The organism is Halomonas sp. KM-1, assembly GCF_000246875.1.
GTDB classification, from domain to species: Bacteria; Pseudomonadota; Gammaproteobacteria; order Pseudomonadales; family Halomonadaceae; genus Halomonas; species Halomonas aerodenitrificans.
In genome coordinates, this window is sequence record NZ_BAEU01000136.1 from 1 (window position 1) to 26,373 (window position 26,373).

Annotated in this window: 28 protein-coding genes; 13 read left to right on the forward strand and 15 right to left on the reverse strand. The window is 63.6% G+C overall.

Annotated elements, in window-relative coordinates:
• Nucleotides 1-164 precede the first annotated feature (164 nt).
• Both B8115_RS16055 and B8115_RS16060 read left to right on the forward strand, forming a co-directional pair.
• Nucleotides 165-1,226, forward strand: coding sequence for a hypothetical protein (locus tag B8115_RS16055; protein WP_010628849.1), 1,062 nt, complete (start codon nt 165-167; stop codon nt 1,224-1,226).
• Nucleotides 1,227-1,230: 4 nt separating this feature from the next.
• The gene (locus tag B8115_RS16060; protein WP_010628850.1) at nt 1,231-1,980 is read left to right on the forward strand and encodes a YdcF family protein; all 750 of its coding nucleotides are present in this window, start codon (nt 1,231-1,233) and stop codon (nt 1,978-1,980) included.
• Between the two features lie 13 nt (nt 1,981-1,993).
• Here the strand turns inward: B8115_RS16060 and B8115_RS16065 are convergent, their stop codons facing one another.
• The 5 genes from B8115_RS16065 to B8115_RS16085 all read right to left on the reverse strand — a co-directional run bounded on the left by B8115_RS16065 (nt 1,994) and on the right by B8115_RS16085 (nt 6,542).
• On the reverse strand, nt 1,994-2,926 hold the full coding sequence (locus B8115_RS16065) for a carbon-nitrogen hydrolase family protein (RefSeq protein WP_010628851.1): 933 nt from the start codon (nt 2,924-2,926) through the stop codon (nt 1,994-1,996).
• Nucleotides 2,926-3,336, reverse strand: a complete 411-nt coding sequence (locus tag B8115_RS16070) for a ketosteroid isomerase-related protein (RefSeq protein WP_010628852.1) — start codon at nt 3,334-3,336, stop codon at nt 2,926-2,928. Before B8115_RS16070 ends, B8115_RS16065 begins: the two co-directional genes overlap by 1 nt.
• Before the next feature lie 167 nt (nt 3,337-3,503).
• On the reverse strand, nt 3,504-4,511 hold the full coding sequence (locus B8115_RS16075) for an ArsA family ATPase (RefSeq protein WP_010628853.1): 1,008 nt from the start codon (nt 4,509-4,511) through the stop codon (nt 3,504-3,506).
• Nucleotides 4,512-4,547: 36 nt separating this feature from the next.
• Nucleotides 4,548-4,850 carry a cory-CC-star protein gene (locus B8115_RS16080; protein ID WP_010628854.1) on the reverse strand — a complete coding sequence of 101 codons (303 nt, stop codon included), beginning with the start codon at nt 4,848-4,850 and terminating at the stop codon, nt 4,548-4,550.
• A 15-nt stretch (nt 4,851-4,865) separates the two neighbouring features.
• Entirely contained in the window at nt 4,866-6,542 is a 1,677-nt protein-coding gene (locus B8115_RS16085; RefSeq protein ID WP_010628855.1) for a carbon starvation protein A, read from the reverse strand.
• A 295-nt stretch (nt 6,543-6,837) separates the two neighbouring features.
• Here B8115_RS16085 and B8115_RS16090 point away from each other — a divergent pair, with 295 nt between their 5' ends.
• From B8115_RS16090 to B8115_RS16120, 7 genes are all read left to right on the forward strand, one after another.
• The gene (locus B8115_RS16090; protein ID WP_010628856.1) at nt 6,838-7,125 is read left to right on the forward strand and encodes a hypothetical protein; all 288 of its coding nucleotides are present in this window, start codon (nt 6,838-6,840) and stop codon (nt 7,123-7,125) included.
• 147 nt (nt 7,126-7,272) lie between these two features.
• A complete protein-coding gene (locus B8115_RS16095; protein ID WP_010628857.1) occupies nt 7,273-7,644 on the forward strand; it encodes a response regulator transcription factor in 372 nt (123 codons plus the stop codon).
• Nucleotides 7,644-9,707 carry a 3'-5' exonuclease gene (locus tag B8115_RS16100; RefSeq protein WP_010628858.1) on the forward strand — a complete coding sequence of 688 codons (2,064 nt, stop codon included), beginning with the start codon at nt 7,644-7,646 and terminating at the stop codon, nt 9,705-9,707. Before B8115_RS16095 ends, B8115_RS16100 begins: the two co-directional genes overlap by 1 nt.
• Nucleotides 9,698-9,904 carry a hypothetical protein gene (locus B8115_RS16105; RefSeq protein ID WP_010628859.1) on the forward strand — a complete coding sequence of 69 codons (207 nt, stop codon included), beginning with the start codon at nt 9,698-9,700 and terminating at the stop codon, nt 9,902-9,904. Before B8115_RS16100 ends, B8115_RS16105 begins: the two co-directional genes overlap by 10 nt.
• Before the next feature lie 4 nt (nt 9,905-9,908).
• Complete coding sequence (locus B8115_RS16110; RefSeq protein WP_010628860.1) at nt 9,909-12,674, forward strand: sensor histidine kinase; 2,766 nt, start codon at nt 9,909-9,911, stop codon at nt 12,672-12,674.
• Nucleotides 12,675-12,794: 120 nt separating this feature from the next.
• The gene (locus tag B8115_RS23760) at nt 12,795-13,163 is read left to right on the forward strand and encodes a methyl-accepting chemotaxis sensory transducer (protein ID WP_010628861.1); all 369 of its coding nucleotides are present in this window, start codon (nt 12,795-12,797) and stop codon (nt 13,161-13,163) included.
• A gap of 175 nt (nt 13,164-13,338) precedes the next feature.
• Nucleotides 13,339-14,562 (forward strand): EAL and HDOD domain-containing protein, encoded by a 1,224-nt coding sequence (locus tag B8115_RS16120; RefSeq protein WP_051004658.1) that lies wholly within the window; start codon nt 13,339-13,341, stop codon nt 14,560-14,562.
• 30 nt (nt 14,563-14,592) lie between these two features.
• Here the strand turns inward: B8115_RS16120 and B8115_RS16125 are convergent, their stop codons facing one another.
• The 3 genes from B8115_RS16125 to B8115_RS16135 all read right to left on the reverse strand — a co-directional run bounded on the left by B8115_RS16125 (nt 14,593) and on the right by B8115_RS16135 (nt 17,452).
• Nucleotides 14,593-15,717: a DUF294 nucleotidyltransferase-like domain-containing protein gene (locus B8115_RS16125; RefSeq protein WP_010628863.1), complete on the reverse strand. Its 1,125-nt coding sequence runs from the start codon at nt 15,715-15,717 to the stop codon at nt 14,593-14,595.
• Nucleotides 15,718-15,827: 110 nt separating this feature from the next.
• Nucleotides 15,828-16,127 carry an HlyU family transcriptional regulator gene (locus B8115_RS16130; RefSeq protein ID WP_010628864.1) on the reverse strand — a complete coding sequence of 100 codons (300 nt, stop codon included), beginning with the start codon at nt 16,125-16,127 and terminating at the stop codon, nt 15,828-15,830.
• Between the two features lie 104 nt (nt 16,128-16,231).
• Nucleotides 16,232-17,452, reverse strand: coding sequence for an argininosuccinate synthase (locus tag B8115_RS16135; protein WP_010628865.1), 1,221 nt, complete (start codon nt 17,450-17,452; stop codon nt 16,232-16,234).
• 200 nt (nt 17,453-17,652) lie between these two features.
• Between B8115_RS16135 and rnt the strand changes: the two genes are divergently transcribed.
• A complete protein-coding gene (gene rnt, locus B8115_RS16140; RefSeq protein WP_010628866.1) occupies nt 17,653-18,318 on the forward strand; it encodes a ribonuclease T in 666 nt (221 codons plus the stop codon).
• 66 nt (nt 18,319-18,384) lie between these two features.
• Here rnt and B8115_RS16145 read toward each other — a convergent pair whose 3' ends face one another.
• Nucleotides 18,385-19,023 carry an HPF/RaiA family ribosome-associated protein gene (locus B8115_RS16145; protein ID WP_026038172.1) on the reverse strand — a complete coding sequence of 213 codons (639 nt, stop codon included), beginning with the start codon at nt 19,021-19,023 and terminating at the stop codon, nt 18,385-18,387.
• Nucleotides 19,024-19,275: 252 nt separating this feature from the next.
• Nucleotides 19,276-19,626, reverse strand: a complete 351-nt coding sequence (locus B8115_RS16150) for a Grx4 family monothiol glutaredoxin (protein ID WP_010628868.1) — start codon at nt 19,624-19,626, stop codon at nt 19,276-19,278.
• 164 nt (nt 19,627-19,790) lie between these two features.
• Between B8115_RS16150 and argF the strand changes: the two genes are divergently transcribed.
• Entirely contained in the window at nt 19,791-20,711 is a 921-nt protein-coding gene (gene argF / locus B8115_RS16155) for an ornithine carbamoyltransferase (RefSeq protein WP_010628869.1), read from the forward strand.
• A 15-nt stretch (nt 20,712-20,726) separates the two neighbouring features.
• Here the strand turns inward: argF and B8115_RS16160 are convergent, their stop codons facing one another.
• Entirely contained in the window at nt 20,727-21,413 is a 687-nt protein-coding gene (locus tag B8115_RS16160) for an OmpA family protein (protein ID WP_010628870.1), read from the reverse strand.
• A complete protein-coding gene (locus B8115_RS16165) occupies nt 21,400-22,224 on the reverse strand; it encodes a motility protein A (protein ID WP_010628871.1) in 825 nt (274 codons plus the stop codon). The genes B8115_RS16160 and B8115_RS16165 overlap by 14 nt, the downstream gene beginning before the upstream one ends.
• Nucleotides 22,225-22,478: 254 nt before the next feature.
• Between B8115_RS16165 and B8115_RS16170 the strand changes: the two genes are divergently transcribed.
• Both B8115_RS16170 and B8115_RS16175 read left to right on the forward strand, forming a co-directional pair.
• Entirely contained in the window at nt 22,479-23,255 is a 777-nt protein-coding gene (locus tag B8115_RS16170) for an EAL domain-containing protein (protein WP_010628872.1), read from the forward strand.
• A gap of 100 nt (nt 23,256-23,355) precedes the next feature.
• Nucleotides 23,356-24,567 carry an EAL and HDOD domain-containing protein gene (locus B8115_RS16175; protein WP_010628873.1) on the forward strand — a complete coding sequence of 404 codons (1,212 nt, stop codon included), beginning with the start codon at nt 23,356-23,358 and terminating at the stop codon, nt 24,565-24,567.
• A 60-nt stretch (nt 24,568-24,627) separates the two neighbouring features.
• Here B8115_RS16175 and B8115_RS16180 read toward each other — a convergent pair whose 3' ends face one another.
• From B8115_RS16180 to B8115_RS16190, 3 genes are all read right to left on the reverse strand, one after another.
• Nucleotides 24,628-25,335, reverse strand: coding sequence for an RNA polymerase sigma factor FliA (locus tag B8115_RS16180; RefSeq protein ID WP_010628874.1), 708 nt, complete (start codon nt 25,333-25,335; stop codon nt 24,628-24,630).
• Nucleotides 25,336-25,398: 63 nt separating this feature from the next.
• On the reverse strand, nt 25,399-25,815 hold the full coding sequence (locus B8115_RS16185; protein ID WP_035591396.1) for a flagellar protein FlhE: 417 nt from the start codon (nt 25,813-25,815) through the stop codon (nt 25,399-25,401).
• On the reverse strand, nt 25,812-26,315 hold the full coding sequence (locus B8115_RS16190; RefSeq protein ID WP_370542923.1) for a hypothetical protein: 504 nt from the start codon (nt 26,313-26,315) through the stop codon (nt 25,812-25,814). The genes B8115_RS16185 and B8115_RS16190 overlap by 4 nt, the downstream gene beginning before the upstream one ends.
• Nucleotides 26,316-26,373: the final 58 nt, after the last annotated feature.

Below are 26,373 nucleotides of genomic sequence, written 5' to 3' on the forward strand. Positions count from 1 at the left end.
ATATTTGAGTGTCGTCACATCCGGGAAACACTGCAAAAATTCCTACGCGTGCGAACCGCTGCGTTGCGCGGTAGCCCTCCGCCTTAGACGAATGAGGGTTTTGCATAATGCTGCACACTCAGGGACGATAAAGCGGAAACGACAACAATAAGCCGGGCCGAATCATGCCACTACACGACCGCCCCATCGGTGAGCGCATCGAGGCACTGCTCGCCCTTTCGCGCGAGCATGCCGATACGTTCTGCAGCCCCTCGGCATGGCTGGCCCGCGAGCGCTATCTGGCCAAGCACCCCACACGGATTCTGGCCATGAAGTGCATGGATGGACGGATACATCTGCCCCATGCCACCCGCACTCCGTTGGGCATCATCACCCCCTTCCGCAACCTGGGGGGGATCTTCCACCTGGGCTGGCCCTATCTCGGCGAGATGCTCACCGATGCCGTGCACGCGGCCATTCATGGCGGCAACGGTGTGCTGCTGATCATCAGCTATCACTTCTCTCGTGGCGATCTTGCTCGCGGCTGTGCCGGCTTCGCCTGTGACGCCGAGGCCGCCCTGGCTCACGCCAACGAGATACGCCGTCAGGCCGAGCAGGTCTTCGGTCGCGATCATCGCAACGTCTACCCGCTGGTGTGCGGCTTCGAGACCGATACCGACTCTCTCATCGTCCACGGCAGCGATGGCGCCACCCTCGACATCGGCGAGTTGTCGCTTGCCGAAGGCGCCGAACTCGACCAGCGCGTGGCCCAGGTGTGCCCAGACATGCCCGGCGACATCCGCCGCGACCTGCTGCCGCTGCTGCAGGGCAACCTGCAGCACGTCGACTCCCTGCGCGGTACCGCCCGCGAGCTGGATATCGAACATCGCGAGTGGGTCATCTGCATCGGGCGTGGGTTCGACTTCCTGCACCTGCCCAATACCGCTCTGATCGTCGGCCCCTACAGCCCCGACCTTTCCGAACCCATCGCGACGGCTGCCGCCATCATCGATGCCAACATGAAGGCCGGACGCATCCCCGACGATGGCTTCCTGCTGCTGGCTTCGACGCCCTACGAGGCGATCGGCGTGGATCGTGCCCGCGCCGAGCTAAAGTCGCGCTTCCTGTCGGAGTTCGCCGCTCGGGTCATTTCCCGGGAACATCCGCGGCTGGCCGCCAGCATGCTGTCGCGAACCGCCGTGGTGCACTGGCCGAGCCGCCGACTGGAACTCCTGACACAGGCGTGATCGCATGAGCGAGCTCAAGATTCTACTGCTGCCCCCGACGCTCAACGCGCTGCTCATCCTGCTGGGCCTGATGCTCGGCATTCGGCGCTTGTCTGGCGCTCTGCTGTTCACGCTGGGGCTGGCCAGCCTGCTGCTGCTGGCCACGCCCATGGCTAGCCATGCCCTGCGCCAGGGGCTCGAGCCCTATTCGCCGCCTTCGCCAAGCCAACTGGAAACTGTCGAGGCCATCGTCATTCTGGGCGGTGGGCGCGACTACGATGCCCCCGAATTCGGCTGGGGCGATGCGCCGGCCAACCCCACCTGGCGCCGCCTGGCCTACGGTGCTCACCTGCATCGCCAGAGCGAACTGCCGATTCTGGTCAGTGGCGGTCGCGTGCATGGCGAACACAGCGCCGAAGCAAGCCTGATGGCGGCCGCCCTGCGCGACGTGTTCGATGTGCCTGTGCGCTGGCTGGAGGGCGCCAGCCGCAACACCGCCGAGAATGCGCGCTTGAGCGCCGAGATGCTGCGCGCCGATGGCATCGCCCGGGTGGCGCTGGTCTCACAGGCCTGGCACCTGCCCCGTGCCGTGGCGGAATTCGAGGCCCAGGACCTGAGCGTAGTACCGGCGCCCACCGAGTTCACCAGCCCCCCGCCCGAGGGGCTTGTCGCCTGGCTGCCCCGAGCCTACCACCTCAATCAGAGTACCCGGGCGCTGCACGAGTGGCTGGGGCGCGGCGAACAGGCAGTGCGCAGGCAGCTGCTGCGGCGCTGAGGGCCCTATCGGCTCAGGCCGTCTCCGGTACTTGGTCTAACTCCGGCATGCCATCGGCCAGGGGCCGGGGCATCGCCTCCTCCCACGGGCGCAGAGGGGCGGCAAGCTGAGCGGGCCAGTCGCGATCGTTGGCCACCTGGGCGCTTTCGCGGCTACGTTCCAGGGCCGACAGATCGAGTTCGTGGCAGGCCCAGAGCGTCTCGCCGTGGGTGGCGGCCAGTACCCCATCGGCGGGGAAACCGTGATCCATGGGTGCGTAGAGGGTCGCCTCGCCAGTGTTGACGTCCAGCGCCGGGCTCCAGGCCGCCTCGCCCGCCGTGACCGCCTGGGCCACGAAGAAACGGTTCTCCAGCGCCCGGGCCAGACAACCCACCCGCACCCGGGTCGCACCGGCCGCGGTGTCGGTGCAGCTCGGCACCAACAGCAGGCGCACTCCGGCCTCGTACTGGGCCCGCACCGGCAGCGGAAACTCCACGTCATAGCAGACCGCGATCCCCACCCGGTGACCATTGCAGTCGAACCCGTGCAGCGCATCGCCCGGCTCGATCACGCCACTGGACTTCTCGTAGCCGGTGAGCTGCAGCTTGTCCTGCCAGCCGTGCAGGCCGTCCGGGGCAAACCAGTCGGCGCGGTTACGGTAGCGGCCTTCACTCACCTCAAGCAGGAAGCTGCCCGGCACAATATAGAGATCGAGCTCTCGTGCCAGGCGGCGGTAGAGGTCGCACCAGGCCTGACGCAGCGGCTGTAGCGCTGCCAGGGAGGCGTGCAGGTCGCTGCGCACCTCGGTGGCGAAACCGGCAGCGAGCTCCAGGCTCAGGTACTCGGGAAGCACCGCGATGTGGGCACCCAGCGCCTTGGCCTCGGCCAGACAGGCCGCCTGGCGACGGGCGAAGGCGTCGAAGTCCGCTGGCATGCCGATCGGATACTTGGCTACCGCTACCCGCATTACGCCTCGGCTCCCACCTGGCGCAGCCACTCCTGCAGGTTGTAGTAATTGGTAACCCGAGTGATCTTGCCGTCGCGTACCTCGAAGAAGGCACCGCCCGGCAGCACGTAGCGCTGGCCCTGAGCCGGCGGCAGCCCTTCATCGGTGGCGCGGTACTCGCCGTGCACAACGTATTCAGCGGCCGCCCGCGCGCCGTCGGCCGTGGCCATGACGACGACATCTTCGAGGCGTTCCACATAGCTGCGGTCCATGCGCGCCAGGAAGGCACGGAAGGTCTCGCGACCGCACTCCCGCTCACCCTGGTTGAGATCATGCACCACCGCCTCGTCGAGGCAGGCCAGCATTGCCTCCCAGTCGCCGCGGTTGAAGGCCGCGTAGTATTGCTGAATCAGTTGCACGCTGTCGGACATGGTCTCTCCTGCAAATCACCGGTGGTTCGAAAGGCGCCAGTGTAGCCAGAGTGGCGCTTTCGGAACACCACGTGCCCGACACGAGACTATTGCTCCACGACAGTAATCGAAAGGTTCTCAGGCCCCCTGCCCAGAAACAGCCCCCCTCTTTTCAGAAGTAGCCCTCTTCAGAACCCGATCGCTTCCAGCCGATCGGCCAGTTCCTCGAGGGTGGCCAGGCCCTGTACGTCGGTGGGCAGCCAGGGCAGCCGGGGGCGCGGAAGATGGCCCAGCTCGGCGTCGATACGCGCCAGATAACTGGCCTCCTGTGTACGGCGAGCACGCAGGAAGTCGCCATCGGCCTCATCGGGGATCACCCGGTTGACCAGCGTGCCGGCCACCGGGATCTTAACCGCCTCGAGTGCCGCCACGGCGCGGGCGGTCTCGAGGATCGGCAGCCGCTCCGGGGTCAGCACGAAGAGAAAGCCAGTGCGCTCGGGATCCTCCACCCGACGCCGCGCCTGGTGGAAGAGCCGGCGCCGTTCGATCAGGGTACGTGCCACGTCCCGGGTGCGCTCGTCGAGCTCGCTGAGCGGATCCTCCTGGGGATCGTCGAAGGGGGTGGCAACGTCGCGACCGCGCTTGGGGGTCAGATGTGACAGCACCTTGCCCAACTCTTCGGACTTGCGATTATGTGCCAGCAGGCCATCGGTCCAGGCCGCCATTGCCTCGGGCAGGCTGAGCAGGCGCAGTGTATGGCCGGTAGGGGCCGTGTCGAAAATGATCAGGTCGTGCTCGGGATCCTCGGCGGTGATGAGCCGCGAGAGCCGCTCCAGCAACGCCGCCTCCTGGGTCCCGGGCGACTGGCGGGTCAGCCGCATCTGGCGCTCCAGCTCCGCCATCATCTGCGGTGCCGCGAAGCGACGCATCTGCTCGGTGACCCGCGCCAGATGCGCCTCCACCTCGGCATCCGGGTCGATCTCCATGGCATCGAGGTTGGGCAGCAGGCGCCGCGGCACGTCGCCCAGCTCACGGTCGAAGACGTCGCCCAGACTATGGGCCGGATCGGTGGAAACCACCAGCACGCGCCGCTCCCGTCGCGCCGCCAGTACCGCCAGCGATGCGGCCACGGTGGTCTTGCCCACGCCCCCTTTGCCGCCTACCCAGAGCAGGCGTTTATCAAGTAAATCCTTCATACAGAATCCTACGTGTCGAGTGTCCTGCCAGGATTCTCAACAGCATTTGAAGTGATCTAATGGCGACCTTTCCATGCCCATACGCTTGTGCCAGTCATGGAAGCGCTCCAGCAGCAGCGGCTGCAGCTCGAGGGTGTAATAGGCGGCCGGGTTGGGCACGCCCATCATTTCCGAGAAGACCAGCAGCATGAACAGATCGTCCTCGTCACGGCGGGCCCGGGCGATGGCCCCGCGATAGCGCGAGGAGTAGACCTCCTCGGCGAAGAAACGGGCCTGGCTGAGCCAGGCCCGAATCCTTTCGAGACGAGGATCATGCGAATCGTCATGATCGTCGTGCATGTCGTCCTCCGCGGTTCACTCCTGCTGCTCGGCCATCTCCGCCCTGGAGCGCTTGAGCGCCGAGGCGCACTCCATGGCGACCAGGATCGCCGCAATCAGCACCACGATGTCGAGGATCAGCAGGAAGTAGTTGCCCTGTGCGAAGAAGGCGCGCAGCTGAATCAGCAGTGCGGCAATGGTCATCACCAGCAGGAAGCACAGCGGCACCAGGGTGTACCACATGGGACGCCGCAGGCGAACCAGCATCACCGTGATGACCAGCAGCGTCAGGCCGGCCAGCAGTTGGTTGGTGGTACCGAACAGCGGCCAGATGATCATGCCTCCGGTACCGTCCGCCCCGCCCGCACCGAAGGCCAGCAGCAGACAGCTACCCACCGCCAGCAACGTCGCCGGGGCGCTCTTCTTCATCCACGGCTGGTTATAGATGTCGCCCCACTCCTGGAAGATATAGCGCTGCAGACGCAGGCCGGTGTCCATGGTGGTACCGGCAAACAGTGCCGCCATGACCGTTAGCAGCGTGGCCGCAGTCACTTCGTTGAGGCCCAGCCCGTTGTGAATCATGTAGGCGCCGCCCTCGACGAAGGCATTGACACCGCCTTGGCCGAAGGCGGTATACATGGCCTGCCAATCGGCGAAGGTGGCGAAACCGGCGGTAGCGGCAAGAATGGCGGCCAGCGCCAGCATGCCCTCGCCCACGGCACCGAAGTAGCCGACGAAACGGGCGTCGGTTTCCTTGTTGAGCTGCTTGGATGTGGTGCCGGAAGAGACCAGGCCATGGAAACCCGATATGGCGCCACAGGCGATGGTGACGAACAGCAGCGGTATCATCGAAGGTGTTCCCGCCGGCACGTCCGGGTTGATAGCGGGCGCCACCAGGGTCGGATTGAGGAACAGAATCGCGCCATAGAGCACGATCAGACCGATGAAGAGCTGCAAGCCGTTGATGTAGTCGCGGGGCTGGAGCAGAACCCACACCGGCAACAGCGAGGCAATCGCCGCGTAGCCGAACAGGATCAGGATCCATACGGCGTTACCGGAAAGCGCCCCCACCTCGGCAGGCATCTGTACCGGCACCGCAGGGCCGATGAAGATCAGCACGTAGAGCGCAACGACCCCGAGTATGGAGACGACCGGCAGACTGAGGATGCGCCGATAGATCAGCTGACCGATGATCAGCGCCACCAGGATCGCGCCCCATACCGGTACCACTGCCGTGGAGAAATTCATCATCAAGCCGGCGATGACCACAGCGAATACCGCGTTCACCATCAGCAATACGAGGAAGATGACGATCATGAAGATGCTGCGGGCGCGCTTGCCGACCACATCGCCGGTCAGGGCGCCGACGGATTTGGCCTTGTTGCGCACGCTGGCCCAGATCGCGCCGAAATCGTGCACCCCGGCAAAGAAGATGGTGCCCAGCACGACCCACAGAAAGGCCGGCAGCCAGCCCCAGATGACCGCAATCGCAGGCCCGACGATGGGCGCGGCACCGGCCACCGAGGTGAAATGATGACCCCAGAGGATGAATCGATTGGTGGGGACGAAATCCACCCCGTCTTCGTATTCGTGAGCAGGCGTCTTGAAGTCGGGATCGAGACGATAGATCTTGGTGGCAATGAAGCGTGAGTAGAGGAAGTACCCCGCTGCCATTCCGCCTAGACCCAGGATCAGCAGAACGATAGCACTCATTCCGATCGGCTCCTTTTTGAGGAAGGTTCTTTTTCTTTCTTGTTGCCTCGCATGTTTCGCGATTCATGAAACAGTTCAGCACATGTGCGCTGAATGGATAAGGATGAGCAGAGCGAGCCGACAAGTCCACTTTCAGGCCTGAATCAGTCCATTTTCTTACCCTAAAGTCGTAGCAAACGGGCGCAGCGGACATGACCGTAAGCCGGGATCATCAACTTGATCCAAGGTCGTACAGCTTCATGCGATGGTGCGCGTTACGCTGCCAGGAAAGTCCCGACGTAAAGCGATGAGACCCATGTCAGAAAGCCTGCTCCAACTCGCCATGGCCGGTGCCTTCGGTGCCTTCATCGGTCTGCTGTTTCGGGTCACCCGCCGTCCTGGTCAGGCGCGCGCCTTCACTTTCTCCCTGGTGGGGCTGGTTGCTGGCATCACCGCCTACCTGATCTTCCATGTCCTGACCCGCACCACCGGCGCCCCGCCCTGGCTGCTGCCGGTGCTGGTGCTGGTGCAGGTGTGGCTGTGGCTCGGCCCCCTGGGACCGAAATTCCGTCATCTCGGAAAGGATAGCGACGAGCCCCGCTGAAGAGGCTCGCCCTCGCTCCTGCCCGGCTGCCTGACATCCCTTTCCCGGCAATACCGAACGCCTTCTGCCAAGGTCGTCTTTGCTGCCCTCGGTATGCGCACTAGACTGGTGATTAACAAGACATAAATACGTTCCAAGGAGTGATGAATGGCCAAGGTACTGGTGGTGGACGATGAGCCCAACATCGTCCTGTCGCTGGAGTTCCTCATGCAGCAGGCCGGTTTCGACGTGGACACGGCTGAGGATGGCGAAGGTGCCCTGGCCAAGGTCGAGGAGTCGCCACCCGACCTGATTCTTCTCGATATCAGCCTGCCCGGCATCAGCGGCTTCGACGTGCTGGAACAGCTGCGCCAGGACGCTCGCCACGCCAGGCTTCCCATCATCATGCTCACCGCTCACGGCCGTGAGGTGGAGCGGGAAAAGGGGCTGGCGCTGGGCGCCGACGACTACGTCACCAAGCCCTTCTCGACCCAGGCCCTGGTGGAGAAAGTCAAATCCCTGCTGGCCGAGGATGCCTGATGAAGGGCGGCAAGCTGCCCAAGCGTCAGCGCCTGATCGGCCTGTGGCTGTTGCTCAGCGGCATCAGCCTGCTGGGTGGGGCCATCTTCGCCGCCTGGCTGGATAGTCTGTTTCAGCCTGAGGGACTGGCCCGGCTGGTGCTGTGGCTGGGCTGCTTCTCCGGCGGTGGCACCATCTTCCTGGTGGGGCTGCTGTTGGAGCGCATGCTGTTCACCCCGCTGCGCCATCTGCAGGTCCAACTGGCGCGCCTGGTAGCCAACCCGGACGCCCGCGAGGACTACCCGCCGGAAGGCTGGCTGCGCGGCCTGGGGCCCGACCTGATGCGGGTGCGCGAAGCCTGGCGCAGCGACCGGACGCGTCTCGCCACGGCCCATGCCGAAGGCGCACGCAGCGCCGCTCGTATACGTCAGGAGTTGGAAACGCTGCTGCAGGTGCTCGACACCCCCCTGCTGCTGTGCGATCACCATCGTCGCCTGCTGCTCTTCAACCAGGCGGCCGAGGCCTTGTTCGCAGGGCACCCCGGACTTGGCCTGGGCAAGCGGCTCGATGCGCTGCTGCCGGTGTCGAGCCTGCAGGATTCTCTCGCCCAGCTACCCGACGACGGCTCGCCGCGGGAACTGCTGATGCCGTGCAGCGAGCGCTGGCTGCATGTCGCCATGCGCCGCGTCCCGCAGAGCAACGGCGAGACGCTGCTGACTCTCACCGATGCCACCGCTGCCTGGACCAGTGAAATGGGTGTCCGTGCCGGCCTGGCGGAGCACATGGCACCGCTGCGCCGCCACGGCGCCAGCCTGGCCAGTGCCGCCGAAGCGCTGAGCAGTGTGCGTCATGCCAGGCACATCGACGAGACACTGCGTCAGCGCCTCGAAGCGGTCATCGAGGAAGAGAGCCTCGCCCTCGGCCAGGAGATCGAGAACCTCGGCCGCCTGATCGACGACATGCAGCAACAGGGAGAGCGCCTGGTACCGCTGTGGTCCAACGATTTGTGGCAATCGCTCAACGAGCGGCTCGGCGACAATCCCATCGAAGTGCTGCCCATCGGTATGCCGGCCTGGTTCAAGGGCGACGCCCCGGCGCTGCTGGTCATGCTCGAGTCCCTGCTGGAGCGCTTGAGCGAGCATACCGGTACCACCGACTTCGAAGCCGAAATGCTGCTCGGCAACCGTCGTGTCTATCTCGACCTGATCTGGCCCGGACGCCCGCTGTCGCAGCGCGAGCTGTCGGTCTGGTGCTCTCAGCGCCTGGAGACGCTGCCGCTCTCGCCGAGGGTCGGCGACCTGCTGCGCCAGCACGCCAGCGATGCCTGGAGCCTGGCGGACCCTGACGGCAAGCATGCCCGGCTACGGCTGCCACTGCCGGCGATGGAGCGCGTCGGCGCCCCACCCAGCCAGTTGCCGCCGCGGCCGGAGTTCCATGACTTTGGTATTGCCGACCTGCCGCCGCCAGATGCCGAACTGGCACGCCGCACTCTGCGCACGCTTGAAATCGTCGCCTTCGATACCGAAACCACCGGCCTCGAGCTGCGCCGGGGCGACACCGTGATCAGCATCGGCGCCTGCCGCATCGTCAACGCGCGACTGCTGGCCAGCGACATCTTCGACGTACGCGTCGACCCCGGCAAGCCGATCCCACCCGCCAGTACGGCAATACACGGCATCACCGACGACGACGTGGCGGGCGCTCCGCCGCTGCCGGTCGTACTGCCCCGCTTTCGCGACTACATCGGCGATGCCGTGATTCTGGCCCACAATGCCGCCTTCGATCTGCTGGCCCTGCAATCGCCAGGCAGCGGTGCCGCGCTCGAGATGCCGGTGCTCGATACCCTGCTGCTCTCGCGGGCGCTGGACGAAAGCCTGGACGGGCACGACCTGGACACCCTGGCCGAACGCTACGACCTTAGCTTCCCGCCGGGCACGCGCCATACGGCCCTCGGTGATGCTCGCGTGACGGCCGAGCTGTGGCTTGCGCTGCTGCCGCGGCTGGAGGCGCGTGGCATCGATACCCTGGAGCAAGTACTGGCACTGCAGGCCACCGCCTTCGACAAGGAGGACGCATGCACATAGACTCCTCCACCCCGCGGGCCCGGCTGATGGCGCTGATCGGACTGGCGCTGCTGCTCTTCTCGCCGCCGCTGGTGCTGATCTTCGACCGTTCTCCTGCCGCCACCCTATCGTGGCTGCCTCTCTATATCTTCGTGGCCTGGCTGCTGGTGATTGCCCTGGCTGCCTGGCTGATGGAGCATCGCCGGGAGGACGACTGACACGATGAGAACCGATCCGACGGTGCTGACGGTCGCCTTCGGCTACCTGGCACTGCTGTTCGTGATCGCCGCCTGGGGCGACCGGCGCGCCGAGCAGGGCCGTTCCATCATCGGCTCGCCCACCGTCTATGCCCTGTCGATCGCCGTCTACTGCACCGCCTGGACCTTCTACGGCAGCGTAGGGCGGGCAGCGGAATTCGGCCCGAGTTTCCTGCTGATCTACCTGGGACCGACCCTGGCCATGCTGATGGCGCCGATGCTGATCCGCAAGATGGTCAGAATCGCCAGCACCCAGCGCATCACCTCCATCGCCGACTTCATCAGCGCCCGCTATGGCAAGAGCTCCGGCCTGGGTGCACTGGTGGCCATCATCGCCCTGATCGGCATCACGCCTTACATCGCCTTGCAGCTCAAGGCGATCACCCTCAGCCATGCGGTGCTGGTCAACTACCCCGATGCCGCTGAATTCCGCCTTACCGATGAGAGTTTCTGGGTCGACAAATCGTTCTGGGTGGCGCTGGTGCTGGCGGTCTTCATCATTCTGTTCGGCACCCGGCACCTGGACGCCAGCGAGCGCCACGAGGGTATGGTGGCCGCCATCGCCTTCGAGTCGCTGATCAAGCTCGTTGCCTTCCTCACGGTAGGGGTGTTCGTGGTCTTCGTGCTGTTCAACGGCCCGGGCGATCTGTTCCGCCAGGTTGCGGACAGCCCCGAGCTATCCGGGGTACTGGGGCTCGATGCCGTGCCCGGTGGCGCCATTGGCTGGGTGGGCACGCTGGTGCTCGCCTTTCTCGCCTTCCTCACCCTGCCCCGCCAGTTTCAGGTGCTGGTGGTGGAGAACGTCGACGAGCGCCACCTGGAACGCGCCAGTTGGCTGTTTCCTCTCTACTTGGTGGCGATCAATATCTTCGTCATTCCCATTGCCATGGCGGGACTGCTGCTGCCGGTGGGTAACAGCGACCCAGACAGCTTTGTGCTCACGCTGCCGCTCTCGGCGGGCATCGAAGGTATCCCTCTGCTGGTATTCATCGGCGGGCTTTCAGCCGCCACCGGCATGGTAATCGTGGAAACCATCGCGCTCTCCACCATGGTCAGCAATCAGCTGATGATGCCGCTGCTGCTGCGCTCCAAGCGGCTGCATCTGAGCTCTCAGGGAGAGCTCGCCGGCTGGCTGCTCGGCATTCGCCGGGTGGCCATCGTGCTGATTCTGCTAATGGGCTATCTCTATCACGCGCTGATCGGCGACTCCTACAGCCTGGTGACCATCGGCCTGGTCTCGTTCGTCGGCGCCGCCCAGTTCGCCCCGGCCATGCTGATCGGCATGTACTGGCGCGGAGCGACCCGCGCCGGAGCCACGCTGGGCCTGCTGGCCGGCTTCATCATCTGGTTCTACACCCTGCTGCTGCCGGGCTTCGCCCAGTCGGGATGGCTGGATGCTACCTTCCTGGAACAGGGCCTGCTGGGTCAGGCGTGGCTGCGCCCCTATGCGCTGTTCGGCCTGGAGGGTTTCGACATCTACAGCCACTCGCTGATGTGGAGCCTGCTGGCCAACGTAGGGTTGCTGGTAGGGGTTTCACTGTTCACCCGTCAGAGCCCGGTGGAACAGACCCAGGCGGCGCTGTTTACCGAGGCGATGAATCCGGGGCTGCAGCACACTTCGCTGTGGCGCGGCCAGACCACACGCGGCGAGCTGCAGAGCCTGCTCAGCCGCTACCTGGGTGCCAGCGCCACGGGCAGAATCCTGGCCGACCAGCACGGCAACCTCGCCGACGATGCTCCTGCCCCTCCGGCCCTGATCGCCCGCGCTGAGCAGGCCCTTTCGGGGGCGCTGGGCAGCGCCTCCGCACGGGTATTGATCAACTCGGTGGTACGCGGCGAGGCGCTGGACCTGGAGTCCATTCTCAGCATTCTCGATACCACCTCCCAGACTCTGGAGTACAACCGTCGCCTGGAGCAGAAGTCCCACGAACTGGCACGGATCGGCGAGGAGCTACGCGCCGCCAACGAGCGCCTGCGGGAACTGGATCGGCTGAAAGACGAATTCGTGGCCATGGTCAGCCATGAACTGCGCACCCCGCTCACGTCGATACGCGCCTTCGCCGAGATCCTGCGCGACGGCAAGGATCTTCCCGAAGAGAAGCGCGTGCATTTTCTCGAGGTGGTGGTGCTGGAGAGTCAGCGCCTGTCGCGCTTGATCGAGGAGATCCTCGATCTGGCACGTCTGGAGAGCGGACGGTTGACGCTGAGCCCCCAGCGTCTCGACCTGGTGGCATTGATACGCCATAGCGTGGATGCCGTGCACCGGCTGCAGGAGGACCGCGGCGTTTCCCTCGAGGTCGACCTGGAACTCGAAGAGGCCCCCATCATCGGCGACCCCGACCGCCTGGAGCAGGTGATCATCAATCTGCTCGACAACGCCGGCAAGTTCGCCGACGACGACACCCCCAGAGTGCGCCTTAACCTGACCCGCCACGACCAGTGCTTCCGCATGAGCGTGGAGGACAACGGACCGGGCATCGGTCCCGAGGAGCGCGAGCGGGTGTTCGAGAAGTTCCATCAGATCAAGCGCTATGGCGGTGCCAGCGGCAAGGCCCGCGGCCGCCCGCGCGGCAGCGGGCTGGGTCTGCCGATCAGCCGCGGCATCATCAGCCATCTTGGTGGCCAGCTATGGGTCGACGACGCCACCACGCTGAAGGGCGCCTGCCTGGTCATGGAGCTGCCCATAGCAGCTGCGGAAGCCAAGCCCGGAGAAGTGCAAGGCTGCGACTGAATTGCCTCAGGGGCCAGCGCCTTGTTCGTCAGCAGTCCAAGAGGCTTCTTGGATTTTCATGACAGTTTTCTTACCGATCCCTAAAGTTACTTAGGCTTTAGCCGATAGCGTCCGTGTAGAGTGGCTTCGGCCTCTCTCACCCAGACCGTGATCAGCGAGATCACTGCTGGCGCGCGGGAGCAGACCGCGGGCATCGACCAGGTGAATACGGCAGTGGCCGAGATGGACACCATGACGCAGCAGAACGCCGCCATGGTCAATCAGAGTGCCAGCCTGGCAGCCACCATGCACGAGAATGCACGCCTGCTCGACGAGCTGATGTCCACTTTCGTCCTGGGAGATGCGCCTGCCTACAGCACTGCGACGCCTCGTGCCCCATCACGCAGCGCACTTCCGGCCCCTTCCTCCGCCATGTCACGGCCGGCGGATCCGAAGCCACAGCCCCGGAAGCGTGAGAAGGAATCCGAAGAGGAGTGGGCAACCTTCTAGCACCTGCCGGACGGCAGGTCGTCGCAGTTAGACCTGCCGCCCGTTTCCCGCAGACTTGGCTGCCACGCTGGCCTAACCAGCTTTTCACAAAGGGTCATATTTTCTTAACCTGAGTTAAAGAAAAATTCATTTCAGCCGATCTCATCAGGAGGAGCGGCAATCCGAGAGCATGGGTATGACACAGGGAACCGGTAGTGCAACTAGCCTTCTGTTGGCCTCACAGCCGATCTTCGACCGGCACGGCAAGATAAATGCAGTCGAACTCTTGTACCGCAGCGAAACCGGGCTTAGCGTGGCGGATGTCGGCGAGGATGTCGCAACTGCAGAAGTTGTGTATCAGCTCTGCACCGCCATCACGCAGAGAGTCAATGCGTTCAAGGTGCCTGCCTTCGTCAACGTATCCGCTGAGATTCTATTGTCGCCACATTTCCTGCCTCTAACGCCCGACCATATCGTGGTCGAGCTGGTAGAGCGCCTGCAGCCCACCCAGGAGTTGATCGAAGCCGTACAGTGTCTCCATGCTCGAGGGTATCGGTTCGCACTGGACGATTTTGCCTTCAAACCCAGCTGGGAGCCCCTGATCAGCATGGCCTCCTACATCAAGGTCGATATCTCGTCCGTAGCGCCAGCAGAAGTAAAGCGACATAAAGAGAGACTTTCCCACCTGAATCTCAAATGGGTGGCAGAACGCATCGAGACCCTGAAAGAGCGGGATATCTACCTACAGTTGGGTTTCGATCTCTTTCAAGGGTATTACTATGCGCGCCCCACTCCGGTATATGGCAAGAAAATTCCTACCGCCTCGCTCCACGCGACCGCCTTGCTTCACGTCCTGCACCAACCGGAACCCGGCATCGATGAAATCATCGCACTGATAGAGGCCGACCCGGAGTTGGCTCTCAAATTGACCCGGGTGGCCAACAGTGCCTTCTATCGCCCTCGTGCTCCTATCAATTCATTGCATGGTGTCGTTACGCACCTGGGCTTACGTCAGTTGACCAGTTGGGTCGCCTTGTTCGGATTACTCGGTGATGCAAAGTCGGAACATGCCGAGTTGGCGCTGACGCGAGCTAAAGCGTGCGAAATGCTGGCGAAACAGGATGCACTGCGAGAACAGGATGCCTATTTCATCGGCCTGATATCCACGGCAGAGCTATTGCTCGGTGTTTCCCGGGAAGAGTTTCTCGAATGCCTCGAGCTGGATGCCGCAACGACCGAGGCCATTCTGCATCGCAAGGGAGACTATGGGAGCGTCTTGCAGCGCATCGAAGCGACGGAGCGCCACTTTGCCATGCGTGAATCAGGGCTCTCCGGTGAAAAGGATCAGCTGATGACGTTATATTGCCACGCCCATAACACCGCTTTCGAGCTGCTTGCCACACTCGCCGCGGTGAGGTGAGCCAGAGATTCGCCACCTCGGTGCCAGCCGCTATCTGCGGCCGCTCTGTGCCATTCGCACCAGGCGGCGGATGACCTGCATATCGTGACGCAGCAGCAGACGCTGGTCCTCTTCCAGCCGGGTCGCGTCGACCCAGCCGTCCGGCGCCCCACCCGCCTTCAGGCTCACCAGTTGCGCCTGCAGCAGCAGCTCCTGCAGGCGGTCAAACGCCGCGATGCCCGCCCTGGCCTGCTGCGCCGTCAGAGCCCCCTTGAGTACCAGCGCCGGCAGCCGCAGGCGCGTATCTGGCACACTTACGCCATGGCGCAGCGCCAACAGGCGCACGGCATTGACCAGCGGCAACAGCCCCTGACGCTTGAGGTTCAGGGCATTCTCGTGGGGCGCTCCGTCGCCGTCTCCAGCCAGCCGCCCGAAGCGGTCCAGTGCCACCGGCAGTTCATCGAGCAGCTGCGCCATCTCGTCGAGGAACAGGCTGGCCCTGGGCATGATGAGACGAACATGTTCGGCCAGGGCGTCGGCAAGCGCAGCATCGCCGAAGGCCGGATGAAAATCGAGCAGGATGTTGCTCTGTTGTACGCGCTTGACCCGCCGGTCCTGGGTCCACAGAGTTAGCTGTTCGCACCACTCGGAGAGGCGCTTGCGCCACATCGGCCAGCGTGCCATCACATGGCCATTGCACAGCGGTATGCCCGCCTCGTCGAGGCGCGCGGTGAAGCGTTCGCCCAACGCCTGGAAGAAGCCGTCGATCTCGGTATGACGGGCGTCCGGGTAGTCGGCCACGATCATGGCGTTGTCCTGATCGGGCCCCAACAGGCTTTCGTGACGCCCGGCAGAACCCAGCGTCAGTACGCAGAATTCCACCGGGGGCTTGCCCCAGCCCTGTCCCTGCATCTCGTTGAGCGAGAGCAGAATGGCACGCCGGTATAGCAATTCGTTGTGATCGCTGATCAGTTGGCTGATACGCCAGGCGGGCAGGTCGAGCCGCTCGAGCGCCTCGACCAGCCGCGGCTGCCAGGCATGGGCGGCAGGTAGATCGGTCGCCAGCTCCAGTTCGTCCAGCGCTTCGCACAGCGGCGCCAGCAAGGTTGCCGACGCTGGTGGCATATCGCCTGCGAAGAGTTCACGCCAGGGCGAGGCCCGATGGAGTAGTTGCATACCGTCTCCCATCGCTAATATGCGTTAGGAGTAGTGTATCGAGACGACCACCGCCACACACTTGGGCCAAGGGATGAGAAAGCGGCGCGATCCTCCGCTACGACCGGCGCTCAGCGCGGCTCGAACATGCCGTCGCCGACCTGATCGATGTAGCGCTGCGCCTTGCTCACCATCAACTGGTCGCAAGCCTCACGGCCCGGCACCAGATCGGAGCGCTCGAAGCGATGCTCGAGCACCTCACCGTCGGCACCCGGCTTGCGAATCCAGCCGCTGACGCGGTACTGGCCGCCCTGCTCGACCGGCTCCGAGACGATCTGGTAGCCGTTGTACTCCACCGGCTCGGCGGCCTTGGCCGTGCCCGGCTTGGCGTCACCGCTGCCGAACAGCCCACCCAGTAATTTCTTCAGCATCGTTCTCTCCACTACCGTTTTTCCCTACGAATTCTTCTCTACGTGCCTTACAGACGACAGCGCCGGCCCTGGGGCCGGCGCATCATCGCAGCGAAACGGGCAAATCAGGCCTGTTGGCGGCCCTTGCCGGCCGCTATCCGCAGACGCAGGGCGTTGAGCTTGATGAAGCCCTCGGCATCCTTCTGATTGTAGGCGCCGGCATCGTCCTCGAAGGTGGCGATGGACTCGTCGAACAGCGACTGCTCGGACTTGCGACCGACCACGGTGGCATTGCCCTTGTAGAGCTTCATGCGCACCACGCCGCAGACGTTCTTCTGTGTCTCGTCGATGGCAGCCTGGAGCATGCGACGCTCCGGACTCCACCAGTAGCCGTTGTAGATCACCTTGGCGTACTTGGGCATCAGCTCGTCCTTGAGGTGCGCTTCCTCACGGTCGAGGGTGATCGATTCGATGGCGCGGTGGGCGCGCAGCATGATGGTGCCACCCGGTGTTTCATAGCAGCCGCGGGACTTCATGCCGACATAGCGGTTCTCGACGATGTCGAGACGGCCGATACCGTTGTCGCCGCCCAGCTTGTTGAGCCTCTCGAGCACTTCGTGGGGCTTCATCGGCTTGCCGTCGATGGCGACGACGTCACCCTTGTCATAGGTGAGCTCGACGTAGGTGGGCTCATCCGGCGCGGCCTCGGGCGACACGCTCCAGCGCCACATGTCCTCCTCGGCCTCGGCCCACGGATCCTCGAGGATGCCGCCCTCGTAGGAGATGTGCAGCAGGTTGGCGTCCATGGAGTACGGCGACTTCTTCTTGCTCTTGGAGAAGTCGACGGGAATGTCGTGCTGCTCGCAGTAGGCCATCAGCTTTTCGCGGGAAGTGAGGTCCCACTCGCGCCACGGCGCGATCACCTTGACGCCGGGCTTGAGCGCGTAGGCACCCATCTCGAAGCGTACCTGGTCGTTGCCCTTGCCGGTGGCGCCGTGGGAGATGGCATCGGCACCGGTCTCGTTGGCGATCTCGATCAGGCGCTTGGCGATCAGCGGACGCGCGATGGAGGTACCCAGCAGGTACTCGCCTTCGTAAATCGTGTTGGCACGGAACATCGGATAGACGTAGTCGCGCACGAACTCTTCACGCAGGTCCTCGATGTAAATTTCCTTCACACCCAGCGCCTGGGCCTTGGTACGCGCCGGCTCGACTTCCTCGCCCTGACCGATGTCGGCGGTAAAGGTCACGACTTCGCAGTTGTAGGTTTCCTGCAACCACTTGACGATGACGGACGTGTCCAGGCCGCCGGAATAGGCAAGCACGACCTTCTTGACATCGGACATTCGGGGGCTCCTCTCAGGTAAACGTCACAGAGCGAGCAGTATAGCGTGGCTGCCGGCTGGCGAATACCGGCGACAGGACGTATCGCAGCCAAGCTGATAGACTTTTGCTCCAAACGCAGCGGCCTGGCCATGGCTGGCCAGTACCACGGCGATACGACGACAGCGACAGGCAGCGAGAGGGAAGTGATGAGGAGAGGCGCATGAGCGAGGCGATCACCCGCGAGTTGATGGCCCAGCGGTTTCGCAGTTTCCTGCCGGTGGTGGTCGATCTAGAAACCGGCGGTTTCAACGCCGAACGCGACGCCATTCTCGAAATCGCCGCGGTGACGCTGACGATGGACCCGGAAGGCAACCTGATGCCCGACGCCACCTACGCCTACCATGTGCAGCCCTTCTCCGGCGCCAACGTGGAACAGTCGGCGCTCGACTTCACCGGGATCAAGCTCGACGACCCGCTGCGCCAGAAGGTCGCGCTTTCCGAGGCCGAAGCCCTGGGTGAGATCTTTCGCCCGGTGCGCAAGGCGATCAAGTCCCACGGCTGCACCCGCGCCGTGCTGGTGGGCCACAACGCCGCATTCGATCATGGCTTTCTCAATGCCGCGGTCAACCGCTGCGGCATCAAGCGCAACCCCTTCCATCCCTTTTCCAGCTTCGACACCGCCAGCCTTTCGGGGCTGGTCTACGGCCAGACGGTACTGGCTCGGGCCTGTCGTGCGGCGGGCATCCCCTTCGACAACCAGGAAGCGCACTCGGCACGCTACGACACCGAGCGCACCGCCGAGCTGTTCTGCGCCATCGTCAACCGCTACAAGGACCTCGGCGGCTGGGCGCTGGCGCAGCGTGAGCAGGGCCTCGAGGAACTCTGACGCTCTGCTCCAGGGCTCTCAGTACAGGGCTCTCTCAGTACAGGGCTCTCTCAGTACTACAGGCTCTCAGTGACGGGGCTCCTGCTCCCAGCCGGCGGGCATGTCGAGGTCGTCCTCACCATCCGCCGCGCCGCCCACGCCGGGCTTGTCGATGATCTGTATGGAGCTGGCCTGTAGTCCTTCGTCGCCTTCGTTAGGCTCGAAACGCACCCGGGTACCCACGGTCAAGCGGTCGAAGTCGCCGTGCAGCACCGCATTGCGGTGAAAGTAATATTCCTGGCCGCTGATGCTCTTGAGAAAGCCGTAGCCATCCTTCTCGAACATGCGCACTACCGTCGCCACCGGCGGCAATGGCTCGTCGTTGTGCTGCTTGACCTTGCCGTCACGCTTGGCGGTCTGCTTCTTGAGCTGCTTCTCCATCGCTTCGAAGGCGCTGCGAATGATGGGGCGAAGCTGGACCTGGGGGTCGGTTACCTTGTCGCTCTTCTCGGCCACGAGTTCACCCTTGGCCGGTAAGGTCACTTCGACCTGGGCTCGATAGGGGTTGCCTGTCTTGTGGGGATTCTGGGTCTGCTCGATGGTGACGCGGCAGGAGACGATATCCTTGCTGAAATTCTCAAGCTTGGCCACGCGGGAGCGTACGTACTCATCGATCCACGCCGAGCGCGAGACATGCTGGTAGGTGATTTCCAAAGGCGTTTGCATGCTTCCTCCCTGTCGTTTCAGGAGGCGGCGAACGACGTTCCCGGCGGTATTCGCCTTGCGTTCGAAGCCACCTGCTGCCTGAATCCATTTCGGGCCTTGTCCCGTTCAGCGTGGTAGCGGGACCGAAGGATTTCAATCGACTCTGTTCTGGGTTTTGGTAACCCGAGGTAAGTGAGCAAGTACCGGCCCAACAGTGACAAGGCCCACGAGCCGAAGCTCGTGGGCCTTGTCGAACCCTGCGGGGAAACGGGATCAGGCGTTACCGCCTTCCTCGTTGGCGTTGGCCCGGGCCGCCGCGTCCTTGATCAGTTTTTCCAGCTCACCGCTTTGATACATCTCGGTGACGATGTCGCAGCCGCCCACCAGCTCGCCGTCGACCCACAGCTGGGGGAAGGTTGGCCAGTTGGCATACTTGGGCAGTTCGGCGCGGATGTCGGGGTTGTCCAGCACGTTGACGAAAGCGAAGCGCTCGCCACAGGACATCAGAGCCTGCACGGTCTGGGCGGAAAAGCCGCACTGCGGCAGCTGGGGTGTGCCCTTCATGTAGATCAGGATGGGGTTTTCGCTGATCTGGCGCTGGATGTTCTCGATGGTAGTGCTCATGTGCGCTCCCTGTTGGAAGATGTGGTGGCTGAGGATGCAGAGGAAAAATACCCTAGTGCAACGCTCAGTCTTTTACTCATGGCCCCATTCTACTGATGACGAGCGAATTGCGCATCCCCCGCCGGCTGGATAGGATGGTGGTTTTTTCGCGCGGAGAGATCGCCATGGCGACACGCCATTTCCTGACCCTGTTGGACCTGAGTCCCGACGAGCTGCACTACCTGATCCAGCGCGCCATCACGATCAAGAATCGCCTGCGCGCGCAAGGGCCTGTCTACGCGCCGTTCACCAATCGCACGCTGGCGATGATCTTCGAGAAGTCGTCGACGCGCACCCGGGTCTCGTTCGAAACCGCCATGGCGCACTTCGGTGGCCACGCGCTGTTCCTCTCGCCGCGCGACACGCAGCTCGGCCGCGGTGAGCCGATCGAGGACACCGCCAGGGTGCTCGCGGAGATGGTCGACATCGTCATGATTCGTACCTTCTCCCATGCCGGCCTCGAGACCTATGCCGCGGCAAGCTCGGTACCGGTGATCAATGCGCTCTCCGACGATTATCACCCCTGCCAGCTGCTGGCCGACGTGATGACCTGGACCGAACTGCGCGGCAGCGTACGCGGACGCACGGCGGTATGGATCGGCGACGGCAACAACATGTGCCACTCGTGGATCAACGCCGCGCGCCAGTTCGATTTCCAACTGCGGGTGTGCTGCCCCGAGGGCTACGAGCCGCGCCAGGACATTCTCGCTGCCGCCGGCGACCGGGTCACTCTGTTGCGCGACCCCGCCGAAGCCGTGGCCGGTGCCGATCTGGTCACCACCGACGTGTGGGCCTCGATGGGCCAGGAAGAGGAACAGGCCAAGCGCGAAGCCGACTTCGCCGGCTTCCAGGTCAGCGAGGCGCTGCTCGACCTGGCCAAGCCGGACGTGCTCTTCCTGCACTGCCTGCCGGCCCACCGCGGCGAGGAGATCAGCGAGACGCTGCTCGACGATCCGCGCGCCGTGGTATGGCAGGAAGCCGGCAACCGCCTGCATGCCCAGAAGGCGCTGATCGAGTTTCTGCTACTGGGCCGGGTCGATCACTGAGGGGGCTAACGCCCCCTAGCTATCCCGCAACTCCTGATGCAACAGCAGCTCCACGCGGCGGTTGGCGGCACGCCCCTGGATGGAGTCGTTGCTCTCCATGGGGCGTGTGTCGGCATAGCCCACCGCCCGCAGCCGCTGGGAAGACACCCCAAGCTCGGAGAGATAGCGCAGCACGGCGATCGCACGCGCTGAAGAGAGCTCCCAGTTGGAGGGAAACTGGGCGGTGGCGATGGGAATGTCGTCGGTGTGCCCTTCGACCGAAATGTCCCCGTCGAATCTTTCCAGCGTTTCGCGCAAGCCACTCAGGACCTCGCGCCCCTGCGCCGTCAGGGTGGCCTGGCCACTGCTGAACAGCAGGTTGTCATCGATACGCAGGGTGATGCCACGCTGCCCTTCGGCGACGCTGACGCCCTCGATGTTCAGACTCTGCAAGCGCGGCTGCAACCCCTCGTGCTGCGGCTTGAGCCCCGCTCCCGCCACCATCCGTGCCGCCGCCTCGGCCTGAGGAGTGATCGCCGTGGCCACCTCGCCGCCATGACGACTGCCTTGCACGGCCAGGCCGTTCCCGGCCAGCGAGAGCAGTAGCACGAACAGTGTGATCAGCAACGTCAATACGTCCAGGTAGCTGACCAGCCAGCTTTCTTCATCCCCCTCTCCAGAAGCCGGGGGATGCAGCACGTTGCGGGTGCTACGGTCCAGCATTCTGCACCTGATCGTCGATAGCGTCGCGCTTGGCCACGCTGGGATCGCGGATTTCATCGTGATAGTTGGCAACGAAGGAGTTGAGGGTCTCCTCGATGAACGACGGCAGACGCCGCTTGGTGATGAGCGAGATGCCCTCGAGCACCATGTTCATGGCGATCAGACGCTCTTCGGTGCGCCGCTCCAGCTTCACGGCGATCGGCTTGAACACCAGGTTGGCCAGCAGGATGCCGTAGAAGGTAGTCAGCAAGGCCACCGCCATGCGCGGTCCGATCACGTGTAGGTCACCGGACTCCATCACCTCGAGCATGTTGACCAACCCCACCAGGGTACCGATCATGCCGAAGGCCGGTGCATAGGTTGCCATGGTGCGAAATATCTGCGCCTCGGCGTGCTCGCGGGCCTTGAGGCGGGCAATGCGCCAGCGCAGCAGATCGAAGATCTCTTCTTCCTTGGTGTTGGCAATGACCAAGTGAATGCCGGTACGCAGGAAGGGGTTGCGCGCCTTCTCCAGTGCCGCCTCGACGGCCCTGACGTCGCCCTTGAACCACAGTCGCGAGATGTCGACCAGCTCCTTGATGTCGTCCCTTATGTAGGTGTTCTCGCGCCGAAACACCAGCCCCACCAGACGCACCACCCTGACGACTTCCTTGAGCGGATAGCTGATGAAGGTCGCCGCCATGGTGCCCGCCAGCACGATGGCCAGCCCCGGCAGATTGAGAAAGCTCTGGGGCGATTCGGCAGTGAAGAACAAGACGCTGACGAGCAGCACGACACTGGCAAACATGCCGATGATAGTCGAGGGATTCATTCATGCTCCTGTGATGCGCGGGCATCGAGTCTAACGAAAATTATCGGCAGCGATAGCGAGCGCTTTAATTCGATACCGAGATTGCTTATGAACAATTGATACAGATCAATTTTCACTGAGCGACTAAAGTTTTTACCAGCACCGCCGATAGGATGGTCAAGTGGGCTTGACCGGTGACGATTAGACGAGACGGTGAGTGCACTGCACTGCTCAAACACGCAGACGATACCGAACAGGCCCGGGAAGGAGTTGCCATGCATCGATGCGCCGAGAAGGAGGGACACTGCGAACGCTGCGAAGGCGAACTTCCTTTCGACTTCACCATGGCCTTCCAGCCGATCGTCGATCTGGGCTCGGCCAGAATCATCACCTACGAGGCTTTGGTGAGAGGGCCCGCCGGCGAATCTGCAGGCAGCATCCTGGCCAAGGTGACGCCCCGCCTGCTCTACCGCTTCGATCAGGCCTGCCGCATCCGCGCCATCGAGCTTGCCAGCCGGCTCGGCATGCGCGAGAGCCTGTCGATCAATTTTCTGCCCAATGCCGTTTACGAACCCCAGGCGTGCATTCAGGCGACGCTGGCCATTTCCCAGAAGGTTGGGTGGCCGACGGAGCGGTTGGTGTTCGAGGTTACCGAAAGCGAAAAGGTGCAGGACCAAGAGCACTTGCGCAACATCATCGAAGCCTATCGCAGCATGGGATTCACCACTGCCCTGGATGACTTCGGCAACGGCTTCGCCAATCTCGATCTGTTGACGATACTGCACCCGGACCGGCTCAAGATAGACCGCGCCCTGGTGATGGGTTGCGATGACGACGTTCGCCGACAGGCGATTCTCAGAGCCCTCGTCAGCCTTGCCGGGGAGCTCGGTATCGACCTGATTGCCGAGGGCGTGGAGACCCGCGACGAGGCACTGTGGCTGGGGCGTCACGGCATTCCGAAGCAGCAGGGCTTCTTTCATGCGCGCCCCGCCCTCGAGAGCCTCGCACCGGATCTCGAACCGGGCCTCGCGGCGCTGCGCCAGGCATTGTAGATGCTGCAAGCGCAGGACAAGCGGCACCGGAGCCGCCGTCATATCTGGAAACATGAGAACATACCTGGGTGTTGCAACACTCAGCAGGGAGCCAAGCCACATGCCCGACCAAAGGGGTCCAGAGCCTTTCACCATCGCTCTCCATCCGGTTCACGATGCCAGCCACCATCACGTGGCGGATCGTCTCGTCTACACCCGGCGCAGCGACGCCGAGGATGAGGCCGAGGACCTCATGTCCGCTACCGCCCGGGCCCTGGCCAGCGCCGTCTACGAGCTTGGCGATGCTGGGCTGCTAGGCGACAGGACGCTGTTCGTCGACCTGCCCCTGGAGTGGCTCGATCGCCCCGAACTGCTGCCCACCCCGGCACCGCGGCTAGCGCTTGGCGTTGCCGAAGCCAGTACGCTGGATAGCGAGCTGCTCGGGCGCCTGGATGACATTCGTGAGCGAGGCTATCGGGTCATCGTGCCTTCTCGGCTGTTCAAGCAGGATCCCGAGGCGTTGCTTGGCCGCTGTGACATCATACAGCTGAGCTCACCCAACGAACTGGACGAAAAGACGCTGGAAAAGCTCCCGGCTCGCAATATCAAGCTACTGGTCGGCAATCTCGACAGCCGCGATGCCCTGGAGCGTTACCAGATGATGGGCTGCGATTACTATGACGGCGACTATCTGGCACGCCCCAGCTTCATTTCCTCGCCGCCCCGTGGACGCCACGGCAACCGCGCCGCCCAGATTCGCCTGATTCGCGCCCTCTATGAGGAAGACAGCAGTGACCTCAACCGACTGCACGAGCTGGTGGTGCAGGTGCCTCATCTGCATGTGGCGATTCTGCGCCGCGCCAACTCTACCTATTTCAATCCTGGCGGCAAGGCGGTCGATCTGCAGCGTGGGGTACAGATCCTGGGGTTGATAGAACTGCGTCGGCTGATCCTGACCCTGACCCTGGCAAGTCTGCAGCCCTCATCCCGCATCGTGCTGCGTATGGCGCTGATCCGCGCCTTCATGTGCCGTCATCTGGCGGCCCCCTTCCCTACTCTCGATCCCGAGGATGCCTTCACCACCGGGCTGTTCTCGATGATGGATGCCCTGCTCGAAGAGGATCGCAATACCTTGCTCGACCACCTGCCTTTGGGCGAACCGATCATCAAGGCATTGAAGTATCGCAGCGGACCTCTCGGTGCCGTGCTCGTCCTGTGCGAGAACCACGAGCGCCAGGTCGAAGAAGCTATCGATGAAGTTCCCGCTGACCGACTGCATGGCTGCTACATGAACGCACTGGCCAGCACCAAGGCGTTGATGGATAACCTGTAGGCATGCGAGAGCTGCCTAACCGCGCCGGGTGCTTGGAGAAAGCCTTACGCTTGGGAAAACCTAGACGTCGTTGTCCGCCAGGCGTGCCCGTAACCGGCTTACCGCCTGGCTATGCAGTTGGCACACGCGTGACTCGGTGACACCGAGCACGGCGCCGATCTCCTTCAGGTTGAGCTCTTCCTGGTAATAGAGCGCCATCAGCAGCTTTTCGCGCTCGGGCAGTGCCTCGATGCCATCGACCAGTTGCCGACGCCGCTCCTCGTCGATGAGCATGTGATAAGGCGTATCGAGCGAAGCGTCCTCGATGCCGGGTTCGGCGCCTTCCGAGACGAGCACCTCGAAGGGCAGCAGATGGCCACTGTTGGTATCACTGAGCAGCTGGCGATACTCCTCGAGCTCCATGTCGAGCTCGGCGGCTATCTCAAGCTCGTCTGCCGCCCGGCCGAGCTTCTGTTCCAGACTGCGCACGGCCTCATCGACCGCCCGGGCATTACGCCTCACGCTGCGAGGCAGCCAGTCGCGGCTGCGCAGCTCGTCCAGCATGGCGCCACGGATACGCTGGCTGGCAAAGGTAGCGAAACTCGCCCCCTGAGTGGCATCGAAGCGACCCATCGCCTCGAGCAACCCCACGGTGCCGGCCTGGATCAGATCATCGAGCTCGATACTTGCCGGCAGTCGAACCTGCATCGACAGCGCCTGGCGCCTCACCAGCGGCAGGTACTCCTCCAGCAGGTCTGCCTGTTCGATCTTGCCTCGTGCTGTGTACATGCTCTTGCTCTCGCGGCTGACGGTTCCCTCGAGCGATGCCGATCGGCGCTCGACGGGTCAGAATCACTGCAGGTCGTCGTGATTCACGATCACTTGCAGCCCCTGCAGGGTTGCGGCACGCTGCCCACGCTCCTGTAGGGAAAACTGAAAGTTCAGTGGCGTATCCGCCGGCACACCGGCCAGTGCCTCGGTCTGCCCTCGCGGCCCGGGCAGGCGAATGCAGGCCCCCGGATGGCAGAGCCAGGCGTTCACCTCCCTGCCGGCTGGCGGCTGAAACTGCCAGACCACGCGGCCCATCACCTGCCCGTGTGCCAGTTCGGGAGATGGCGGCAACAAGGCAGCGGACATGGCGGGTCGCTCGGCCATGACGACGTGCACGGCAGGCGCCGTGGCCACCCAACTGCCGGCCGCCTGAGCCATGCCCGCCCACAGCCCGCCAAGGGTCAGCAAACAGAGTTGCCCCAACCTGGTCGGTTTCATCGCGCCAATACCAACAGTTCGATATCGAAATACGCTTCCGCAACGTACTGGAGATTGCTCAACAGGCCCTGGCGCCCCACGCCCGACGGGTGCACGGCAATCAAGCGACGCGGGCCACCCTGCTCGGCGATCTGCTTGAGCATGCGATAACCGCGGCGGAACGCCTCCAGATCGTCGTCTATCCACAGCGCCCACTGCGACTGCTGCGCTGCCAGCAGCGACAGATGCGGGCTGGAGATCGGTAGCGCCACGATACGCCAGCTGCCGGGATCGCCTACCCAGCGCCGCCCTTCCTGCGCCCAGCTTTCAAGCAGCTCGGTGACTCGTGCAGTGTGTCGCTCGGCAGTGCCCGGCAGGCCCAGCACCATCAGCGTCCGCTCCCCCTCACTGCGCGGCGGCCTCGGTCGCTCCACCGCCGCCTTGGTGCCGGCAGGCTGAGCACTGGACCGCTTGGGTCGGACATTCTCCGCCTTGTTTCCTGTGGCCAGCTCGACCAGCATCTCGGCCACGTGTGTCGGGCACTCATCCTGCGTCGTTCCATTTGCCCATTGGCGCAAG

Coding starts and splice junctions, on each gene's coding strand:
- B8115_RS16055 (WP_010628849.1), top strand. CDS start 165: ATGCCACTACACGACCGCCCCATCGGTGAGCGCATCGAGGCACTGCTC.
- B8115_RS16060 (WP_010628850.1), top strand. CDS start 1,231: ATGAGCGAGCTCAAGATTCTACTGCTGCCCCCGACGCTCAACGCGCTG.
- B8115_RS16065 (WP_010628851.1), bottom strand. CDS start 2,926: ATGCGGGTAGCGGTAGCCAAGTATCCGATCGGCATGCCAGCGGACTTC.
- B8115_RS16070 (WP_010628852.1), bottom strand. CDS start 3,336: ATGTCCGACAGCGTGCAACTGATTCAGCAATACTACGCGGCCTTCAAC.
- B8115_RS16075 (WP_010628853.1), bottom strand. CDS start 4,511: ATGAAGGATTTACTTGATAAACGCCTGCTCTGGGTAGGCGGCAAAGGG.
- B8115_RS16080 (WP_010628854.1), bottom strand. CDS start 4,850: ATGCACGACGATCATGACGATTCGCATGATCCTCGTCTCGAAAGGATT.
- B8115_RS16085 (WP_010628855.1), bottom strand. CDS start 6,542: ATGAGTGCTATCGTTCTGCTGATCCTGGGTCTAGGCGGAATGGCAGCG.
- B8115_RS16090 (WP_010628856.1), top strand. CDS start 6,838: ATGTCAGAAAGCCTGCTCCAACTCGCCATGGCCGGTGCCTTCGGTGCC.
- B8115_RS16095 (WP_010628857.1), top strand. CDS start 7,273: ATGGCCAAGGTACTGGTGGTGGACGATGAGCCCAACATCGTCCTGTCG.
- B8115_RS16100 (WP_010628858.1), top strand. CDS start 7,644: ATGAAGGGCGGCAAGCTGCCCAAGCGTCAGCGCCTGATCGGCCTGTGG.
- B8115_RS16105 (WP_010628859.1), top strand. CDS start 9,698: ATGCACATAGACTCCTCCACCCCGCGGGCCCGGCTGATGGCGCTGATC.
- B8115_RS16110 (WP_010628860.1), top strand. CDS start 9,909: ATGAGAACCGATCCGACGGTGCTGACGGTCGCCTTCGGCTACCTGGCA.
- B8115_RS16120 (WP_051004658.1), top strand. CDS start 13,339: ATGACACAGGGAACCGGTAGTGCAACTAGCCTTCTGTTGGCCTCACAG.
- B8115_RS16125 (WP_010628863.1), bottom strand. CDS start 15,717: ATGCAACTACTCCATCGGGCCTCGCCCTGGCGTGAACTCTTCGCAGGC.
- B8115_RS16130 (WP_010628864.1), bottom strand. CDS start 16,127: ATGCTGAAGAAATTACTGGGTGGGCTGTTCGGCAGCGGTGACGCCAAG.
- B8115_RS16135 (WP_010628865.1), bottom strand. CDS start 17,452: ATGTCCGATGTCAAGAAGGTCGTGCTTGCCTATTCCGGCGGCCTGGAC.
- rnt (WP_010628866.1), top strand. CDS start 17,653: ATGAGCGAGGCGATCACCCGCGAGTTGATGGCCCAGCGGTTTCGCAGT.
- B8115_RS16145 (WP_026038172.1), bottom strand. CDS start 19,023: ATGCAAACGCCTTTGGAAATCACCTACCAGCATGTCTCGCGCTCGGCG.
- B8115_RS16150 (WP_010628868.1), bottom strand. CDS start 19,626: ATGAGCACTACCATCGAGAACATCCAGCGCCAGATCAGCGAAAACCCC.
- argF (WP_010628869.1), top strand. CDS start 19,791: ATGGCGACACGCCATTTCCTGACCCTGTTGGACCTGAGTCCCGACGAG.
- B8115_RS16160 (WP_010628870.1), bottom strand. CDS start 21,413: ATGCTGGACCGTAGCACCCGCAACGTGCTGCATCCCCCGGCTTCTGGA.
- B8115_RS16165 (WP_010628871.1), bottom strand. CDS start 22,224: ATGAATCCCTCGACTATCATCGGCATGTTTGCCAGTGTCGTGCTGCTC.
- B8115_RS16170 (WP_010628872.1), top strand. CDS start 22,479: ATGCATCGATGCGCCGAGAAGGAGGGACACTGCGAACGCTGCGAAGGC.
- B8115_RS16175 (WP_010628873.1), top strand. CDS start 23,356: ATGCCCGACCAAAGGGGTCCAGAGCCTTTCACCATCGCTCTCCATCCG.
- B8115_RS16180 (WP_010628874.1), bottom strand. CDS start 25,335: ATGTACACAGCACGAGGCAAGATCGAACAGGCAGACCTGCTGGAGGAG.
- B8115_RS16185 (WP_035591396.1), bottom strand. CDS start 25,815: ATGAAACCGACCAGGTTGGGGCAACTCTGTTTGCTGACCCTTGGCGGG.
- B8115_RS16190 (WP_370542923.1), bottom strand. CDS start 26,315: ATGCTGGTCGAGCTGGCCACAGGAAACAAGGCGGAGAATGTCCGACCC.